Consider the following 17,095-nt stretch of genomic DNA (forward strand, 5'->3'; position numbering starts at 1 on the left):
GCCCCTCGAGACGGGCTCAGTACATGACCATGTCGGGCTCGAGTTGCTTTGCCCACGCCACGATGCCGCCCTGTAGGTGCATCGCGTCGGCGAACCCGGCCTTCTTCAGCACCGCCAGCATCTCCGCGGAACGGATCCCGGTCTTGCAGTAGAGCACCGCGGTCTTGTCCTGCGGGACGGTCGCCAGCCCCTCGCCCAGCTCGATCACCGACTTGGGGATCAACGTCGCGCCCTCGATGTGGTTGATCTCCCACTCGACGGGTTCACGGACGTCGATCAAGGCCACCGGTTTCCCGGAATCGAGCAGCTCACGCAGCTCGCGCGGGGTGACCGTGGAGTCGACCGCCGCCTCGGCCGCGGCATCGGAGACCACACCGCAGAAGGCCTCGTAGTCGATCAGCTCGGTGATCTTCGGGGTGGCCGGATCCTTGCGGATCTTGATGGTCCGGTACGTCATGTCCAGCGCGTCGTACACCATCAGCCGGCCCAACAGCGGGTCGCCGATACCGGTGAGCAGCTTGATGGCCTCGGTGCCCATTACCGACGCGATCGAGGCGCACAGGATGCCGAGCACCCCGCCCTCGGCACACGAGGGCACCATTCCCGGCGGCGGCGGCTCCGGGTACAGGTCGCGGTAGTTCAGGCCCAGCCCGTCGGGGGCGTCCTCCCAGAACACCGACACCTGGCCCTCGAAGCGGTAGATGGAACCCCACACGTAGGGCTTACCGGCGAGCACGGCGGCGTCGTTGACCAGATAGCGGGTGGCGAAGTTGTCGGTGCCGTCGAGGATCAGGTCGTACTGGGAGAACAGTTCCACCGCGTTGTCGGGCTCCAGGCGCACCTCGTGCAACACCACGTTCACCAGCGGGTTGACCTCGAGCACGGAATCGCGGGCGCTCTGGGCCTTGGACCGGCCGATATCGGACTGCCCGTGGATGATCTGGCGCTGCAGATTGGACTCGTCGACGACGTCGAACTCGACGATGCCGATCGTCCCGACCCCGGCGGCGGCCAGGTACAGCAGGGTCGGCGAGCCCAGCCCGCCGGCCCCGATGACGAGCACGCGGGCGTTCTTCAACCGCTTCTGACCGTCCACGCCCATATCCGGAATGATCAGGTGCCGGCTGTAGCGGGCGACCTCTTCGCGGGTCAGTTCAGCGGCTGGCTCCACCAGCGGTGGCAACGACGTCACCGTGCACTCCTCGAATCGACGACGAATTCCTGGGCCAATCAGACCAGGCACAGGTACTCAACAGCAATTCACCGCAATACGTTCCCGGCGTGCGCGTCAGGCGATCGGATACGGCCACGGGTTGAAGCGGCACGTCAGATTGTCGGCCTTCACCGACTCCGGGTCGAACCGGGCGCCGTCGTTGTTACTGGTCGAGAAGGTCTGCTGCATCATGATCGGCGCCAATGCACCGTTCTCGGGGCACGGCTCGTGCTGGCGGTAGCCGATCGCGTGGCCGACCTCGTGGTTGACCACATACTGGCGGTAAGACCCGATGTCGCCCTGGAACGAGGTGGCGCCGCGCACCCACCGGGCCTCGTTGATGAACACCCGCGCCTGATCCCCCAGATAGGCCGGGTTGTAGCAGGACGCCTCCAGCGGGATGTCGTAGCCGCAGCCCTCACGGATGGTCAACGGTGAGGTCAGCGACACCCGGAAGTCCGGCGGGCCTTCACTGTCGTTGTCGACGCGCAGGAACGCGAACTGCGCGTTGTGGGTCCAACTCTTCGGGTTGGCCAGGGTCTCGCTGACCATCCGGGCGAACCCCTCGTCACCGCCGAAGGACGCGGTGTCCAAACCGTCCTCGACCTCGACGGTGTAGGTGAACGTCTTCTCGGTGCCCTGCCCCACCTTGGGCGAGGTGCCCGGCACGATGTGCCAGGTCTTCGCACCGGCCTGCGTGAACGGGCCGCCGCCGGGAAGGATGCCGGTGGGCAGGTTGGCGTCGAACTCGGTCAGCCCCTTGGGCGGCGCGCCGATGATCGCGGTGCTCGGGGCGTCGATGGTGGGCGGACCCTGCACCGGCCCCTCGGCATTGACCGGGACGGCAGACGTGCCGGTGCCGGCCACCGTCTGATACAGCACGACGCAGGTGACCACCGCGAGGATCGGCAATGCGTAGGCCCGCCAGCCATAGGTCGAGACGAAACGCCCCAGCCAGGTCTGCTTACGCCACTGCTGGTGTTCGTCGCGGTTCGCCCGCGGCCGGCCCAGGCCCTCGGCCAGCGGATCGCGCTGCGCACGCAGCGGTTCACGCTGGTCATCGCGCCGGACCGGCATGCGGTCCGGGTCCGTACGCCCGGTGCCGCGCTGGCCGCGATAGCGCACCCCGTGCCCGCCGTATCGATCTCCCGGGTCGCTGCGCTCTCCCCCGCCGTATCGATTCCCCGGGTCGCTGCGCTCCTGCCCGCCGAATCGATCTCCCGGGTCGCTGCGCTCCTGCCCGCCGAACCGGGCACGGTCGCCGACGCGACGCCCCGGGTCGTAGGTCACCGCACCAGGATGGCACAGCCGCGCCGCCGACACAGGTACCGACACCGGGCGCTCCCCAGCGTGCGGTTGCCGTGCGGTAGTAATGTCGTGGCGATCGGCAGGTTCGCCCGCCGGCGAGGCGCCAACCGCGCCTGAGCGTATGCAGCACACTTTGAGATTGAGGACGTGATGAGCGATCTCGCCAACGCCGCGGGAGCGCGGGGCGCCAAGACGGCCGCCGGCGGTAACCGGCGCGGTAACCGGCTGCCCCGCGACGAACGTCGCGGCCAGCTGCTCATTGCGGCCAGCGAAGTCTTTGTGGACCGCGGGTACCACGCCGCCGGTATGGACGAGATCGCCGACCGGGCCGGCGTCAGCAAACCGGTTCTCTACCAACACTTCTCGTCGAAACTGGAGTTGTATCTGGCGGTTCTGCAACGCCATGTCGACAACCTGGTCTCCGGGGTGCGCCAAGCGCTGCGCACCACCACCGACAACCGGCAGCGACTGCGCGCGGCGGTGCAGGCCTTCTTCGAATTCGTCGAACATGACAGCCAGGGCTACCGGCTGATCTTCGAGAACGACTACGTCACCGAACCCCAGGTCGCCGCTCAGGTGAAGGTGGCCACCGAATCCTGCACCGACGCGGTGTTCGATCTGATCAGCCGGGATTCCGGCCTGGAGGCGCACCGCGCCCGGATGATCGCGGTCGGACTGGTCTCCACCAGCGTCGACTGCGCGCGCTACTGGCTGGACAACGACCGCCCGATCTCCAAGGACGCGGCGGTCGAGGGCACCGTGCAGTTCGCCTGGGGCGGTCTGTCACATGTGCCGCTGACCCGGTCCTGAGGGACCGGGCCAGCGGAGCACTAGCTGGTCTTGATGGCCTCCGCGCCGACCCCGAAGCCGACCTTGCGGATATCGGCGGCACCGATCTCGACGTAGGCGATCTTCGCCGACGGCACCAGGTAACGGCGCCCCTTCTCATCGCTCAATGCGAGCACGGCCGAACTGTCACCCAGTGAGTTGACGATCGCCTTTTCCACCTCGTCGGGTGTCTGCGCGCTGCTGATGATCAGCTCTCGCGGGCTGTCGGTGACCCCGATCTTGATGTCCACTCTGCGGGCCTTTCGGTTGGTTGGCGATGCGTCCAACAAAGGCTAGTGGACGCATCGAAGATCGCGTCGCCGTGGTCGTTGCGCCGTAAGCGAAGTGCACTGATCAGACCGAGTCCGGACCGTGACCGGACCGCGACCGCGCCAACATCATCTGTCACATTCGCCCCATTAACATCGGTTGAGTACGTGCTGGAACTATCTGGGAAATGGGTTATGAGCAGGCAATATGCGCCCTACGCGAGCACCCGCGACAGCTACCCGGGCAGCGGCTACCAGTCGGCCGCCCCGGCCGATCCCGCGGTCGATCAGCAGACCGCGTACCGCAGCGACCGCGAGCGCCGACGCGCCGCGAGGCGGGGCGCCGGCTATGGGCGGGTCCCCCGCACGACGTACGCCGACTACGACACCTACGACCCGGCTCATGACGATCTCGCCTACGACGAGGCCGACACCGACTACACCGACTACGAGTTCCCGGCCGACTACCACGAGCCGCTGGATCGTCGCTGGATCTGGGTGGCCGGCGTCGCCGGTGTCATCCTGATGGTCGCGGTCATCTGCACCGGCATCATCCTCGGCGGCGGGGACAGCGGCACCGTCTCCGCCGGCGCCACCACCACATCGGCCGACGCCGAACCCACTGCTGCACCCTCAGCCAGTGCCACTCCCAGCGCTGCGGCGCCGGCCCCCGTCTTCCCGTCACTGCCGCCCGAGACGGTGACCACGGTGACCCCGAGCGCCACCGCGACACCCGCCCCCGCGCCGGCCCCCACCGCACCGGCTCCGGTGGTCGTCCCGGAGGCGCCGGTCGCCGACCCCGCGCTGGCCGCGCGCACCGTCACCTATCACGTGACCGGCAACCGGCAGCTGATCGATCTGATCACCGTCATCTACACCGACCAGCAGGGCGCGTTGCAGACCGATGTCAACGTCGCACTGCCGTGGGTCAAGACCGTGGTCCTCGACCCCGGGGTATCGCTGTCATCGGTGACGGCGACCAGCGTCGGCGGTCAGCTCAACTGCTCGATCGTGGACGGCAGCGGCGCCGCCGTGGCAGTGCAGGCCAACAACTCGATGATCGCGACCTGCACCCGGTAGCCGGTCAGCCCAGACCGAGTTCCTGCATCCGGCTGGCGTGGGTGCGCTGCAACCGATCGAAGAACTCCGAGAGCTGTGCGAGCCCGTCACTGCTGCTGATCACCAGATCGACCAGTTCGTCATGGTCGGCGAGCACGAACTGGGCTTGGGTGATGGCCTCGCCGAGCAGCCGGCGCGACCACAGCGCCAACCGGTGGCGCTGGCGGTCGCTGGCGGTGACGGCGGCACGCACCTCGCCCACCACGAACTGCGAATGTCCGGTCTCGGCCAGCACCGAGCGCACCACGCCGGAGGCCTCGGCGGGCAGCGCATCGGCGATCTGCAGGTAGAAGTCGGCGGCAAGGGCATCGCCGATATAGGTCTTGACCAGCGCCTCCAACCAGGTGCTCGGGGTGGTCAGGCGGTGGTAGTTCTCCAGCGCGGGTGCGTACCGCGTCATCGCCGGCACGGTGTCCACGCCGCGGGCGGTCAGCGCCTCGTGCAGCACCTCGTAATGCCGCATCTCCGCGGCCGCCATGCTGGCCATGTTGATCCGGCCGGCCAGGTTCGGCGCCATCTTGGCCTCTTCGGTCAACCGGTAGAACGCGGCCACCTCCCCGTAGGCGAGCAGCGCGAACAGCTCGGTGACACCCGGATGATCGACCGACACACCCGGCGCCTGAGGCTCGTCAGCGGGGGTGACAGGCTGCGTTGGCGACGTCTGCGGCGTCGGTGAAATCATGGCCCAACTCTAGTCCGGCGGCGATGCGACGACCCAGTAGCGGGTTGAGCAGCTATCATGGACCACAGGTAGCGATCTTTTGGGCATGGCGAACGGCTTTTTCCACCGGTCGATACCGAAGAAATGTGCGTGCACGTGGTTTGGCCCGCCCTCGATCGGCAGGGCCCGACGGAGCGGTATCCCCCGTCTAGCTGGGAATACCCGCCTTTTACTCGTCATCGTCGTGCGCGCGTGGACGCGACGAGGATTAGACAAGCGAAAGGCTGACGGCAGCGAAAGCTACGCCGACCACACTATGACTGCACTTGACAGCAAACCGAACATTTCCTTCGCCGAGCTGGGTGTCCGGGACGAGATCGTCCGGGCCCTCGCCGAGACCGGCAAGGAACACGCCTTCGCCATCCAGGAACTGACCCTGCCGCTCGCGCTGGCCGGCGACGACCTGATCGGCCAGGCCCGCACCGGCATGGGCAAGACACTGGCCTTCGGCGTGCCGCTGCTGCACCGGATCAGCAGCGACGGTGGCCGCCCGCTCAACGGCACCCCCCGCGCGCTCATCGTGGTGCCCACCCGCGAACTCTGCCTGCAGGTCTACAACGACCTGGAGATCGCCTCGAAGTACCTGCGCGCGGTCTCCGAGGACTCCGACCGGAAATTCGTGGTGACCTCCATCTACGGCGGGCGCCCCTACGAGCCGCAGATCGAGGCGCTGCGCAAGGGCGTCGACGTCGTCGTCGGTACCCCGGGACGGCTGCTCGACCTCGCCCAGCAGGGACACCTGCAGCTGGGCAGCCTGTCGGTGCTGGTACTCGACGAGGCCGACGAGATGCTCGACCTGGGCTTCCTGCCCGATATCGAGCGGATTCTGCGGCTCACCCCCGACGACCGGCAGTCGATGCTGTTCTCGGCCACCATGCCGGGTCCGATCATCACGCTGGCGCGCACCTTCATGAACCAGCCCACCCATATCCGGGCCGAGGCTCCGCAGTCCTCGCAGACCCACGACACCACCGAACAGTTCGCCTACCGCGCGCACGCGCTGGACAAGGTGGAGATGGTCGGGCGCATCCTGCAGGCCGAGGGCCGCGGCGCCACCATGATCTTCACCCGGACCAAGCGCACCGCGCAGAAGGTCGCCGACGAGCTCGCCGAGCGCGGCTTCAAGGTCGGCGCCGTGCACGGTGACCTGGGCCAGGTCGCACGCGAGAAGGCGCTCAAGGCGTTCCGCACCGGCGAGGTCGACGTGCTGGTGGCCACCGATGTCGCCGCCCGCGGTATCGACATCGACGACATCACCCACGTCATCAACTACCAGATCCCCGAGGACGAGCAGGCCTACGTGCATCGCATCGGCCGGACCGGGCGCGCGGGCAAGACCGGCATCGCGGTCACCCTGGTGGACTGGGATGAGCTGCCGCGCTGGACGATGATCGACAAGGCGCTGGGGCTCAACAACCCCGATCCCGTCGAAACCTATTCCAGCTCACCGCATCTGTTCGAAGAGCTGAAGATCCCCGCCGACGCCACCGGGTCGATCGCCGCGCCACGCAAGACCACGACCCGCACCGAGGGTGAACGCACCGAACGCCCGGCCCGCAGCCGCAACCGCACCCGGCAGCGCACCCGCGCCGGCCAGCCCGCGACCGGTCACCCGGAGGGCGATACGGCCCCGGCCGCGCCGGCGGGCACCGAAAGCCCCGCCGCCGCCGAGGGATCCTCGGACTCCGACGGTGCCGACGCACCGGCCAAGCGCCGCCGCCGGCGCCGTCCGCGCAAGTCCAGCACCCCTGCCGCCGGCTAAGTGGGTGCTGACCGACCTGCCCGGTCGCTTCGTCGCTTTCCGCCGCCGGAACGGCGCACGCGCGGTGATCTGATCGCGGCCGCGGCGATTGCCCTGGTGGTGGCCGTGGTCGCGGCGCTGGTCTGGTGGACCAGCGACGCACGGGCCACCATCAGCAGGCCCGCCGCGCAACCGGTACCGAGCCTGACACCGGCGACCCGGGTGCCGGCCGCCCTCACGCCACTGTGGTCGGCGCCGAGCGCAAAGACCACGATGCCGCTGGTGGTCGCCGGTGCACTGGTGACCGCCGACGGCAACGGCGTGACCGGCCGGGACCCGGCGACGGGAACCGAATTGTGGAGCTATACCCGCGATCTCGAACTGTGCGGCGCCACCTCCGTGTACCAGTACGCGGTGGCGGTGTACCCGGACTCGCGGGGCTGCGGTCAGGTGAGCACCATCGACGCCTCCACCGGAAAGCGCGGCCCGGCGCGCACCGGCTACGCCGATCGGGAGGTGCGACTGTCCTCGGACGGCAGCACGGTGCTCGCGGCCGGCGACAGTCGCCTTGAGCTGTGGCGCTCGGACATCGTCCGGATGCTCGGATGGGGAACGGTCGACGCCCGCGTGAAACCCGATGTGCCGCAGTCTCCGTTGTGCCGGCTGGTGTCGGCGGCGGCCAGTTCGGCCGCGGTGTCGGTGCTGGAGTCCTGCCCGGAACAGACCGAGATGCGCCTGACCCTGCTCCGGGTGTCCGACGAAGAGGACGTTCCCGAGGTCAAGTATGAGCAACAGCCCGGTGTGTCCGCCGATGCCGATGCCCGGGTGATCGCGGTCTCCGACACCACCACCGCGGTCTACCTGCCGACACCCAAGCCGGTGGTCAACGTCGTCGACGACACCGGCACGGTCACCGCCAGCACATTGCTGGACCGAGCGCCCGCCGAGGCGGCGACCATGTCCCGCGCGGGTGACCTGATCACCTGGTGGACCGGCGATTCGGTGTTGGTCTTCGAGGCCGCCGGTCTGCGCTACAAGTACACCGTGGCGCCCGCGCCCGGCGGCGCGCCGATCGGCCCGGGCACCATGATGGCCGGCGACCTGCTGATCCCGGTCACCGACGGCTACGACGTGTTCAATGCCGAAACCGGCACCGGGATACGACATATCGATCTGGACCGCGAACCGGTACCGACGGCGGTCGTGCCGGCCGCGGCCGGTTCCACCCTGATCGAACAGCGTGGCGACACCGTCGTGGCGCTGGGATCGCCGTAGCCGCTAAACCTCCGGGGCGAAGGTGCCCAGCGCTTTGCCGGACTTCCAGTGTTTCAGCAACGAGTCGGCGAGTTCGCGATAGGCGTTGGCGCCCTTGTTCTTCCGCCCCGCCAGCACCGACGATCCCGATGCGCTGGCCTCGGCGAACCGCACCGTGCGCGGGATCGGCGGCGCCAGCACCGGCAGGTCGTAGCGGTCGGCGACGTCGAGTAGCACGTCGCGGCTGTGCGTGGTGCGCGCGTCGTAGAGCGTCGGCAGCGCGCCGAGCAGCTTCAGGTCCGGGTTGGTGATCTGCTGGACGTCGTTGACGGTCCGCAGGAACTGCCCGACCCCGCGGTGCGCCAGCGTCTCGCACTGCAGCGGGACGATCACCTCATCGGCGGCCGTCAGCCCGTTGAGCGTCAGCACCCCCAGCGACGGCGGGCAGTCGATGACCACCACGTCGAAATCCTCTGCGATCTTGGCCAGGGCCCGCTTCAGCGCGTACTCGCGCCCGGCCCGCATCAACAGCATGGCCTCGGCGCCGGCCAGATCGATATTGGCCGGCAGCAGGGTCATACCCTCGACGGTCGGGATCAGGGCGGCACCCGGCTCCACGTCGCCGAGCAGCACCTCATGGACCGATACCGCCAACTTGTCCGGGTCCTGCCCCAGCGAGAAGGTCAGACAGCCCTGTGGGTCGAGGTCGACGAGCAGCACCCGTTGACCTTTCTCCGCCATCGCCGCACCGATCGACGCCACCGTCGTCGTCTTGGCGACCCCACCCTTTTGATTGGCGACCGCTAATACTCGCGTCACCCGTTCATCCTGGCACGCGGATGCGGCGACGGATGCCCCGTGCGGCAGAATCGCCGGTGTGAGCGTCCACCAGCACCGGTTGATCTTGCTGCGCCACGGCGAAACCGAGTGGTCACGCAGCGGCAGGCACACCGGACGCACCGATATCGAACTTCTCGAAGTCGGGCGCGAGCAGGCCACGTTGGCCGCCGACGCCCTCGGCGATCTCGCGTTGCGCGACCCGCTGGTCGTCAGCAGCCCCCGCACACGCGCACTGGTCACCGCCGAACTGGCGGGGTTGTCCGTCGACGAGGTATCGCCACTGCTCGCGGAATGGGACTACGGCGCCTACGAGGGCCTGACCACCCCGCAGATCCGCGAGACGGTTCCGGGCTGGACGGTGTGGACGCACGAGAGCCCCGGCGGTGAGTCCGCCGCACAGGTGTCCGCCCGCGCCGACGCCGCCATTGCGCTGGCCCTCGAACACATGCAATCCCGGGACGTGGTGTTCGTCGGCCACGGGCATTTCTCCCGCTCGATCCTGAGCCGGTGGGTTGAACTGCCCGTCTCCGAGGGCGTGCGGTTCTCGATGGCGGCCGCCTCGATCGCGGTCTGCGGCTACGAGAAGGGCATCCGTCAGATCAGCGCGCTCGGACTGACCGGGCACACCAATCCATGCCTGCCACCGGCGTGACACCGTCCTTCGTCCTGTCCGGGCCGTCGGGCACCCTGCTCGCCGACCACATCGACACCGGGTTCTCCGAGATCGCCGCGGCCCAGCGTGCGCTGCGCACCGGATCGGCACCGATGGTGTTGGGCGCGTTGCCTTTCGACCTTACCGGCCCGGCGGCCCTGCAGGTTCCGGGCGGCGTGCGCAGAGTCGACGCGTTGCCGGACTGGCCCGAGATCGCCGCGCCGGTGGTACACACCCGCGACACCCTGCCGGCCGGACCGGTGCACCGCGAACGGGTGGCCGAGGCGGTGCGCCGGCTGCGCGCACCGGAGTCGGCGCTGCAGAAGGTGGTGCTGGCGCGCGCGTTGCGGCTGACGGCCGACGCGCCGTGGGATGCCCGCTCGGTGCTGCGCCGGCTGGCCCGCGCCGACCCCGCGGCGACGGTTTACCTTGCCGACCTCTCACCGGCCGGGTCGCGGTACCGGGGCAGCCTGCTGGTGGGTGCCAGCCCCGAACTGCTCGTCGCGCGCCACGGTGCGGAGGTGGTCTGCCAGCCGTTCGCCGGTTCGGCACCACGCTCGACCGATCCGCGCGTCGATGCCGACAACGCGGCGGCGCTGGCGCGATCCGGCAAGAACCGCCACGAGCACGCACTCGTCGTCGAGATGATGCGCAGCGCCCTGGACCCGCTGTGCACCGACCTGCAGATCGCGGCGGAGCCCGAACTGCACGGCACCGACGCGCTGTGGCATCTGAGCACCCCGATCCGCGGTCGGTTGCGCTCGCCGGACACCACGGCGCTGGACCTAGCGCTCGCCCTGCACCCGACCCCGGCGGTGGGCGGGGTGCCCACCGATCTGGCCGCCGAGCTGATCACCGAGTTGGAAGGCGACCGCGGCTTCTATGCCGGTGCCGTCGGCTGGTGCGATGCGCGCGGCGACGGCCGCTGGGTGGTCTCCATCCGGTGCGCGGTGCTCTCCGCGGACCGGCTCGGCGCGCTTGCGCACGCCGGCGGTGGGATCGTGGCCGAATCCGATCCCGATGACGAGGTCGACGAGACCACCACCAAATTCCGGACGATCCTGACAGGGCTGGGGGCAGCATGAGCGAATTGATCCGGCGCGCACAACCCGGCGACGAGGCCGAGATCGTCGCGATGATTCGCGAGCTCGCCGAGTTCGAACACGCCGCCCAGGAGTGCGTGGTCACCGAAACCGCGCTGCGCACAGCGCTGTTCGGTGATCAGCCGACCGCGCACGCCCACATCGTCGAGATCGACGGCCGCGCCGCGGCGACCGCGGTATGGTTCCTGAACTTCTCCACCTGGGACGGGGTCTGCGGGATCTACCTGGAGGACCTCTATGTCCGGCCCGACTTCCGCCGGCGCGGGCTGGCTCGGAAGTTGTTGTCCACCTTGGCCGCCGAGTGCGAAACCAACGGCTACACCCGGCTGAGCTGGGCGGTGCTCAACTGGAACGTCAACGCCATCGCGCTCTATGACGCCGTCGGCGGCAAGCCACAGTCCGAGTGGACCACCTACCGGGTGTCCGGGCCCGAACTCGCGGCGCTGGCGGCGCGGCGTTCCTAGTCCCGGCTCGCCATCCACTGCACCGCCGACGGGCTGAACAACATGCCCAGCGCGGTCAGCGCCAGCAGACCGACCAGGATGCCGTAGACCGCGTGGTGGCTGGTGATGACGTACCAGGCGATCGGCAGCAGCAACAGGTTGGTGGGCACGGCGATCCCACGGCCCCAGCGCCGGCCGGTGATCAGCGCCCAGCCCCCGGCCAGCACACCTCCGCCGATCAGGATGAACCACACCGCGGTGCCGTAGCCGTTGACGATGTGCTGATCGGCCCCGGCGAACGCGCGCACCAGCAGCACCACGGCCATGATCAGCGCCGCCGCCCCCTCGGCCGCGACCAGGAATCCGACATAGCGGACGATCGGCGGCTGGATCACGACGACAGCCGGCCGGCCAGGTGGCGCACCGCGAACTGGTACCCCGACGGACCCGCACCGGCGATCACCACGTCGGCGACCGCGGAGACATAGGAGTGATGCCGGAACGTCTCGCGCCGGTGGATGTTGCTCAGGTGCACCTCCACGACCGGCAGCTCGACACCGGTGAGGGCATCGGCGATGGCCACCGAGGTGTGGCTGTAGGCGCCGGGATTGATGATGATGCCCGCACAGTCCGCGCGGGCGGCGTGGATGGCGTCGATGAGGACACCCTCGTGGTTGCTCTGCACGGCCCGCACGTCGAAGCCCTGTTCAGCGGCCGACTCGGCCACCTGCTGTTCGATCTCGGCGAGCGTGGTGGAGCCGTAGATCTCCGGCTCCCGGGTCCCGAGCAGGTTGAGGTTCGGGCCGTTCACGAGCAGCAGTCGGCGTTCGGTCACGTCCGTACGGTACCGATGCACCCGGTCCGAGCGCCAAGACCGCCATGGCGCGGCGTTTCCCAATCGGAAACGTGCCGGTGTCGGGATCCGTGCTGTACAGCCGGCCGGTGAGCACGTTGCATGAACGGGTGACCATCGACACGGCCGAGCGGGCCGAATTCAGATCCGCCGTGCGCGACCTGCTGCACGAGGCGTGCACCGAGGCCGACGTCCGGCGGGTGATGAGTTCCGCGGACGGGTTCGATCGCGCGCTGTGGGCCAAGCTGGCTGCCCAGGGCGTCGTCGGCCTGCTGGTGGAGCCCGAATACGGCGGTGTCGGACTGGGCGCAGCCGAACTCGAGGCCGTCGCCGAGGAGACCGGCGCCGCCCTGCTGCCCGCGCCGTTCCTGTCCAGCGCGGTGCTCACCGTGGCCCTCATCCAGGCCGCCGGCACCGAGTCCGACAAGGCGCGGCTGCTGCCCGCGCTGGCCGACGGCAGCGCAATCGGCGCGGTCGCACTCACCGGCGCGCGCGGAACCTGGACCGCCGACGGTGTCGAGGTCCGGGCCGGCGCCGACGGAACCCTCACCGGGACAGCCCAATACGTGCCTCACGGTCAGGTGGCCGATGTCATCCTCGTCGTCGCCCGGACCGATGACGGGCTCGGCGTCTTCGAGGTGGCACCCGATGCCGCGGGTTTCCAACGCACCACTGCCACGGTCTTCGACCCGACCACCCCGTTGTCGCGCTACACATTCGAGGCCACCCCGGGCCGGCGCATCGGGACCGCCGGCTGGGACGCGGTCCAGCAGGCACTCGATCTCGCGGTGATCGGCCTGGCCGGCGAGCAGGCCGGCGGCGCACGGCGGATCTTCGACATCACCGTCGAGTACCTCAAGACCCGCATCCAGTTCGGCCGCCCGATCGGCAGCTTCCAGGCGCTCAAACACATGGCGGCCGACCTGCTGCTGCGGGTGGAGTCGGCCACCTCCGCGGCCCAGCACGCCGCGGCGCAGTTCGGCGACGCCGAGAACCGCGGCGGGGCGGTGGCACTGGCGGGGTTCGCCTGTGCCGAGGCGTATGTCGACACCGCCATGCAGGCCATCCAGATGCACGGCGGTATCGGATTCACCTGGGAACATCCCGCGCACCTGTTCGTGCGCCGGGCCCGCACCGGTCTACAACTGTTCGGCGACTCCGCGGCCCACCGCGAGCGCTACCTGCTGTCGAAGGGCGCCTGAGATGACCGAGAACACCCTGCCCTCGGCAGACGAACTGCGCGCGGAGGTCCGCGAATGGCTGGCCGCGCACTGGCACGGACTGCCGAAATCCGATGACCCGTGGGCGAGTTCCCCCGAACGCATCGCCTGGCTGGAGCAGGTGCTCGACGCCGGATACGCGACACCGACCTACCCGACCGAATGGTACGGCCGGGCATACCCCAACCACCTCGCCAACGTGATCGACCAGGAGTTCCGCGCCGTGCGCGCGCCCGGCGCCCGCCAGGACAAATACAGCATCCCGGCCAACACCGTGCTGACCTTCGGCACCGAGCACCTCAAGACGGCGCTCCTGCGCGATTTCCTGACCGAGCGCGCCCGGACCTGCCTGCTCTACAGCGAACCGGGCGCCGGGTCGGATCTGGCCGGTATCCGCACCACGGCGGTTCGGGAGGCGGGAGCTCAGGGCGGCGGCGATGACCGATGGATCGTCAACGGCCAGAAGGTCTGGACCTCGGGGGCGCAGACCTCCGACTACGCGCTGCTGATCGCCCGCACCGACTGGGATGTCCCCAAGCACCAGGGCATCACCTTCTTCATCATCGACATGAACCAACCCGGTATCGAGGTGCGACCGCTGGTCCAGATCACCGGGGAGTCGCACTTCAACGAGGTGTTCATCACCGATGCGACGGTGCCCGACGCATACGTCGTCGGCGGGACCGGCAACGGGTGGCGGGTGTTGCAGACCGCGCTGGCCTACGAGCGGTCCCTGATGGGAGCGGCCGGCCGCTCCGGGCGCAACCGGTCGGCCGCCAACAGCCTTGTCGAACTCGCACGCGAGCACGGGCGACTCGACGACGCCGCGGTCCGCGCCTCGCTGGCCGAGGTGCTGGCGCTGCGAGAACTCAACAGCCTGAACAACGCTCGGACGAAGGCCGAGGCCAAGCAGGGCTCCTCCAGCCCCGTCATGTCGCTGGGCAAGCTGGCGATGTCGGGCATCCTGCACGCCGAGGCTCGGCTGAAAACCGACATCATCGGCGCGCAGGCGCTATTGGCCGGCGCCGACAATCCCGAAGCCGATGACGTCAACTTCCTGACCCTCAACGCGTTTTTCACCTCGATCGGCGGCGGCACCGACCAGATCCAGCGCAACATCATCGGGGAACGCGTCCTGGGGCTACCCAAGGAACCCGAGGTCGACCGCGATATCCCGTTCCGCCAAGCCCGGAGGAACTGAGCCCGATGCAGCACCAGAACGACTACGACCCGCCCCTGTCGGGCGTCCGGGTCCTCGACCTGACCACCGGCCCGATGACGGCCGTCGGGCGGCTGCTGGCCGATCTCGGTGCCCACATCAGCCCCGTTGCGCTGCAGGGTGTCAACGCCTCCGATGATCCCGTCCCGCTCGACACCGCCATCAACCGGCACGGTATGTCCACGGTGACGGCGCACGATCCCGGACACTGGGCGGGCATGCTGGCGGGTGCGGACATCCTCATCGAGGAGACCGCGCCCGACTCCGCGGCCGAAGCCGCACTCGACGTCCGCGGTATCCGGACGGCCAACCCGGCACTGGTGATCCTGTCCGTCAGCGATTTCGGCCGCGACACCCGATTCCGGAACTGGCAGGCCACCACACCGGTGCTGCACGCCCTGACCAGTCAACTGTCCCGGTCCGGCATCCCCGGTCGCGAACCTCTGGTGCCACCCGGGCGAAACCTGCCCTACCAGGTCGCCGCCGCGCAGGCCGCGGTGTTCGCTGTCAGTGTGCTGCTGGACCGATTGCGTACCGGCGAAGGCGATCTCATCGACTTCTCGGTGCTCGAGGGCGCCATGCAGACTCTCGATCCGCCGTACGGCACGGCCGGCACCGCCTCGGCGGGCGTGGCGCTCAGCGCGCAGAAACGCAACTGGGCTGCCGAGCAGTTGCGGTACCCGATCATCGCCTGCCGAGACGGCCACGTGCGGATCTGCCTGCTGTCCAAACGACAGTGGCAGGGCATGTTCGAATGGCTGGGCCGCCCAGCCGAATTCGCCGACCCGAAATACGACAGTCTCCGTGAGCGGCTCACCTCCGTCGAGTTGCTCGGCGCGATAGGGCGATTCTGCGCCGACAAGACCCGCGCCGAACTTGAGGAGCAGGGGCAACGCCACCGGGTACCGACCGCGGCGGTGCTGTCGCTCGCCGAAGCGCTGCGCAGCGAACACGTCACCGAACGCGGGCTGTTCCGCAATGTCGAACTCCGAGATGTCGAACTCCGAGATGTCGAACTTCGAGATGCCGAACTCGGCACCGGGGCGACGGTCCCGGTCCCGGTCGGCGTCGTGGAGATCGACGGCCACCGCGCCAGCACACTCACCTGCCCCGCCACTCCGGCCGCACGCCCGGTACGCGCCAGCATTCTCGGCGCGCGCACGCGCCGCGACGAAGGGCTCCCGCTGGAGGGCCTGCGCGTGCTCGACCTCGGGGTCATCGTGGTGGGCAGCGACACCGGCCGGCTGTTCGGTGACCTCGGCGCCGATGTCGTCAAGATCGAGAACTCGGCGTTCCCGGACGGCTTGCGCGGCAACCTGGCGTCGATATCGCACACCTACGCCGCCGGCCACCGCAACAAACGATCCATCGGCATCGACCTGCGGATCGCCGAGGGCCAGGCGCTGGCGCACCGCCTCGTCGAATCCGCCGATGTGGTCCTCACCAACTTCAAACCCGGTGTCGCCGCCGCCCTCGGCATGGACCACGCCACCCTTCGCCGCATCAACCCCGGCATCGTCGTCGTCGACAGTTCGGCCTTCGGCCCGACCGGGCCGTGGGCGGACCGGCTCGGCTACGGACCCTTGGTGCGGGCCGCCGCAGGGTTCACCGACCGGTGGGCCTACCCGGTCAGCCGTGATGCCTTCTGCGACGCCGTGACCGTCTACCCCGATCACGTCGCCGCCCGGATCGGGGCGCTCGCCGCCCTGGCCCTGCTGCTGCGCCGGGAGCGCACCGGCACCGGCGGCGCGGCCAGCGTCGCCCAGTCCGAGGTGATGATCAGCCACCTGGCCGCCGAGATCGCCGCCGATGTGCTCGACCTGCCCGAGCACCGCCACGAACACCCCTGGGGCCTGTTCCCGGCCAAGGGCGACGACGCGTGGGTCGCGGTGACCGTCCGCGACGACGCCGACGACCGCGCGCTGCGCACCGTCATCGGGGACCGGCCGCTGGCACAGTGGACCGCCGATCACAGCGCAGGTGGGGCCATGGACCTGCTGCAGTCGGCGGGGGTCCCCGCGGGTGCGGTACTGCACGCCGCCGACGTCCCGCACTGGGCCTACTACATCGAACGCCGCGCCTTCCGGGAAGAACTGCACCCGCACGGCCGGGAGCCCTACATCTTGGAGAACGTCCAGATCCGCTCCGAGCGCATCGCCGATCCCCCACTCGGGCAGGCGCCGCTGCTCGGGGAGCAGACCCGCGAGCTGGCCGCCGAGCTGCTGGGATTGGGCGCGGCCGAGATCGACGAGCTGGTCGCCGCCGGGGTGCTGGAGACCGTGGCGCAGGTGGCCGCGCAACCACGCTGACCT

17 protein-coding genes are annotated in these 17,095 nt (G+C 69.3%); 10 read left to right on the plus strand and 7 right to left on the minus strand.

Annotated elements, in window-relative coordinates; genetic code table 11:
* Window positions 1-16: 16 nt before the first annotated feature.
* Window positions 17-1,192 carry an adenylyltransferase/sulfurtransferase MoeZ gene (gene moeZ, locus A7U43_RS22765; protein ID WP_067999621.1) on the minus strand — a complete coding sequence of 392 codons (1,176 nt, stop codon included), beginning with the start codon at window positions 1,190-1,192 and terminating at the stop codon, window positions 17-19.
* A gap of 96 nt (window positions 1,193-1,288) precedes the next feature.
* A complete protein-coding gene (locus tag A7U43_RS22770; protein ID WP_418287657.1) occupies window positions 1,289-2,548 on the minus strand; it encodes a DUF3152 domain-containing protein in 1,260 nt (419 codons plus the stop codon).
* 123 nt (window positions 2,549-2,671) lie between these two features.
* Here A7U43_RS22770 and A7U43_RS22775 point away from each other — a divergent pair, with 123 nt between their 5' ends.
* Window positions 2,672-3,331 carry a TetR/AcrR family transcriptional regulator gene (locus tag A7U43_RS22775; protein WP_067999623.1) on the plus strand — a complete coding sequence of 220 codons (660 nt, stop codon included), beginning with the start codon at window positions 2,672-2,674 and terminating at the stop codon, window positions 3,329-3,331.
* A 20-nt stretch (window positions 3,332-3,351) separates the two neighbouring features.
* Here A7U43_RS22775 and A7U43_RS22780 read toward each other — a convergent pair whose 3' ends face one another.
* Window positions 3,352-3,600 (minus strand): DUF3107 domain-containing protein, encoded by a 249-nt coding sequence (locus A7U43_RS22780; RefSeq protein WP_067999625.1) that lies wholly within the window; start codon window positions 3,598-3,600, stop codon window positions 3,352-3,354.
* 213 nt (window positions 3,601-3,813) lie between these two features.
* Here A7U43_RS22780 and A7U43_RS22785 point away from each other — a divergent pair, with 213 nt between their 5' ends.
* A complete protein-coding gene (locus A7U43_RS22785) occupies window positions 3,814-4,698 on the plus strand; it encodes a hypothetical protein (protein WP_067999627.1) in 885 nt (294 codons plus the stop codon).
* 4 nt (window positions 4,699-4,702) lie between these two features.
* On the opposite strand, the gene A7U43_RS22790 is transcribed toward A7U43_RS22785, so the two are convergent.
* Entirely contained in the window at window positions 4,703-5,419 is a 717-nt protein-coding gene (locus A7U43_RS22790; protein WP_067999629.1) for a ferritin-like fold-containing protein, read from the minus strand.
* 295 nt (window positions 5,420-5,714) lie between these two features.
* Here A7U43_RS22790 and A7U43_RS22795 point away from each other — a divergent pair, with 295 nt between their 5' ends.
* Window positions 5,715-7,220, plus strand: a complete 1,506-nt coding sequence (locus A7U43_RS22795; protein WP_067999630.1) for a DEAD/DEAH box helicase — start codon at window positions 5,715-5,717, stop codon at window positions 7,218-7,220.
* Window positions 7,221-8,474, plus strand: coding sequence for an Rv3212 family protein (locus A7U43_RS22800; protein ID WP_067999633.1), 1,254 nt, complete (start codon window positions 7,221-7,223; stop codon window positions 8,472-8,474).
* Between the two features lie 3 nt (window positions 8,475-8,477).
* Here A7U43_RS22800 and A7U43_RS22805 read toward each other — a convergent pair whose 3' ends face one another.
* Window positions 8,478-9,272 (minus strand): ParA family protein, encoded by a 795-nt coding sequence (locus A7U43_RS22805; RefSeq protein WP_082902264.1) that lies wholly within the window; start codon window positions 9,270-9,272, stop codon window positions 8,478-8,480.
* 58 nt (window positions 9,273-9,330) lie between these two features.
* Here A7U43_RS22805 and A7U43_RS22810 point away from each other — a divergent pair, with 58 nt between their 5' ends.
* The 3 genes from A7U43_RS22810 to A7U43_RS22820 are packed head-to-tail and all read left to right on the plus strand — an operon-like array spanning window position 9,331 to window position 11,512.
* Window positions 9,331-9,945, plus strand: coding sequence for an acid phosphatase (locus A7U43_RS22810; protein ID WP_067999637.1), 615 nt, complete (start codon window positions 9,331-9,333; stop codon window positions 9,943-9,945).
* On the plus strand, window positions 9,927-11,030 hold the full coding sequence (locus A7U43_RS22815; RefSeq protein WP_067999639.1) for an isochorismate synthase: 1,104 nt from the start codon (window positions 9,927-9,929) through the stop codon (window positions 11,028-11,030). Before A7U43_RS22810 ends, A7U43_RS22815 begins: the two co-directional genes overlap by 19 nt.
* Entirely contained in the window at window positions 11,027-11,512 is a 486-nt protein-coding gene (locus A7U43_RS22820) for a GNAT family N-acetyltransferase (RefSeq protein ID WP_067999641.1), read from the plus strand. The genes A7U43_RS22815 and A7U43_RS22820 overlap by 4 nt, the downstream gene beginning before the upstream one ends.
* Here the strand turns inward: A7U43_RS22820 and A7U43_RS22825 are convergent.
* Both A7U43_RS22825 and aroQ read right to left on the minus strand, forming a co-directional pair.
* Window positions 11,509-11,886, minus strand: coding sequence for a hypothetical protein (locus A7U43_RS22825; RefSeq protein ID WP_067999643.1), 378 nt, complete (start codon window positions 11,884-11,886; stop codon window positions 11,509-11,511). The two genes, A7U43_RS22820 and A7U43_RS22825, sit on opposite strands and share 4 nt — an antisense overlap.
* Window positions 11,883-12,326, minus strand: a complete 444-nt coding sequence (gene aroQ, locus A7U43_RS22830; protein WP_067999645.1) for a type II 3-dehydroquinate dehydratase — start codon at window positions 12,324-12,326, stop codon at window positions 11,883-11,885. Before aroQ ends, A7U43_RS22825 begins: the two co-directional genes overlap by 4 nt.
* A gap of 128 nt (window positions 12,327-12,454) precedes the next feature.
* On the opposite strand from aroQ, the gene A7U43_RS22835 reads away from it, so the two are divergent.
* From A7U43_RS22835 to A7U43_RS22845, 3 genes are read left to right on the plus strand one after another with little or no spacing between them, the layout of a single operon-like run.
* A complete protein-coding gene (locus A7U43_RS22835; protein WP_068003488.1) occupies window positions 12,455-13,546 on the plus strand; it encodes an acyl-CoA dehydrogenase family protein in 1,092 nt (363 codons plus the stop codon).
* 1 nt (window position 13,547) lies between these two features.
* On the plus strand, window positions 13,548-14,765 hold the full coding sequence (locus A7U43_RS22840) for an acyl-CoA dehydrogenase family protein (protein ID WP_067999647.1): 1,218 nt from the start codon (window positions 13,548-13,550) through the stop codon (window positions 14,763-14,765).
* A 5-nt stretch (window positions 14,766-14,770) separates the two neighbouring features.
* Window positions 14,771-17,092: a CaiB/BaiF CoA-transferase family protein gene (locus A7U43_RS22845; RefSeq protein WP_067999650.1), complete on the plus strand. Its 2,322-nt coding sequence runs from the start codon at window positions 14,771-14,773 to the stop codon at window positions 17,090-17,092.
* Window positions 17,093-17,095: the final 3 nt, after the last annotated feature.

The sequence above is a fragment of the Mycobacterium adipatum genome, assembly GCF_001644575.1.
Taxonomy (GTDB): domain Bacteria; phylum Actinomycetota; class Actinomycetes; order Mycobacteriales; family Mycobacteriaceae; genus Mycobacterium; species Mycobacterium adipatum.

Coding starts and splice junctions, on each gene's coding strand:
- A7U43_RS22815 (WP_067999639.1), top strand. CDS start 9,927: ATGCCTGCCACCGGCGTGACACCGTCCTTCGTCCTGTCCGGGCCGTCG.
- A7U43_RS22775 (WP_067999623.1), top strand. CDS start 2,672: ATGAGCGATCTCGCCAACGCCGCGGGAGCGCGGGGCGCCAAGACGGCC.
- A7U43_RS22845 (WP_067999650.1), top strand. CDS start 14,771: ATGCAGCACCAGAACGACTACGACCCGCCCCTGTCGGGCGTCCGGGTC.
- A7U43_RS22790 (WP_067999629.1), bottom strand. CDS start 5,419: ATGATTTCACCGACGCCGCAGACGTCGCCAACGCAGCCTGTCACCCCC.
- A7U43_RS22820 (WP_067999641.1), top strand. CDS start 11,027: ATGAGCGAATTGATCCGGCGCGCACAACCCGGCGACGAGGCCGAGATC.
- A7U43_RS22795 (WP_067999630.1), top strand. CDS start 5,715: ATGACTGCACTTGACAGCAAACCGAACATTTCCTTCGCCGAGCTGGGT.
- A7U43_RS22840 (WP_067999647.1), top strand. CDS start 13,548: ATGACCGAGAACACCCTGCCCTCGGCAGACGAACTGCGCGCGGAGGTC.
- A7U43_RS22785 (WP_067999627.1), top strand. CDS start 3,814: ATGAGCAGGCAATATGCGCCCTACGCGAGCACCCGCGACAGCTACCCG.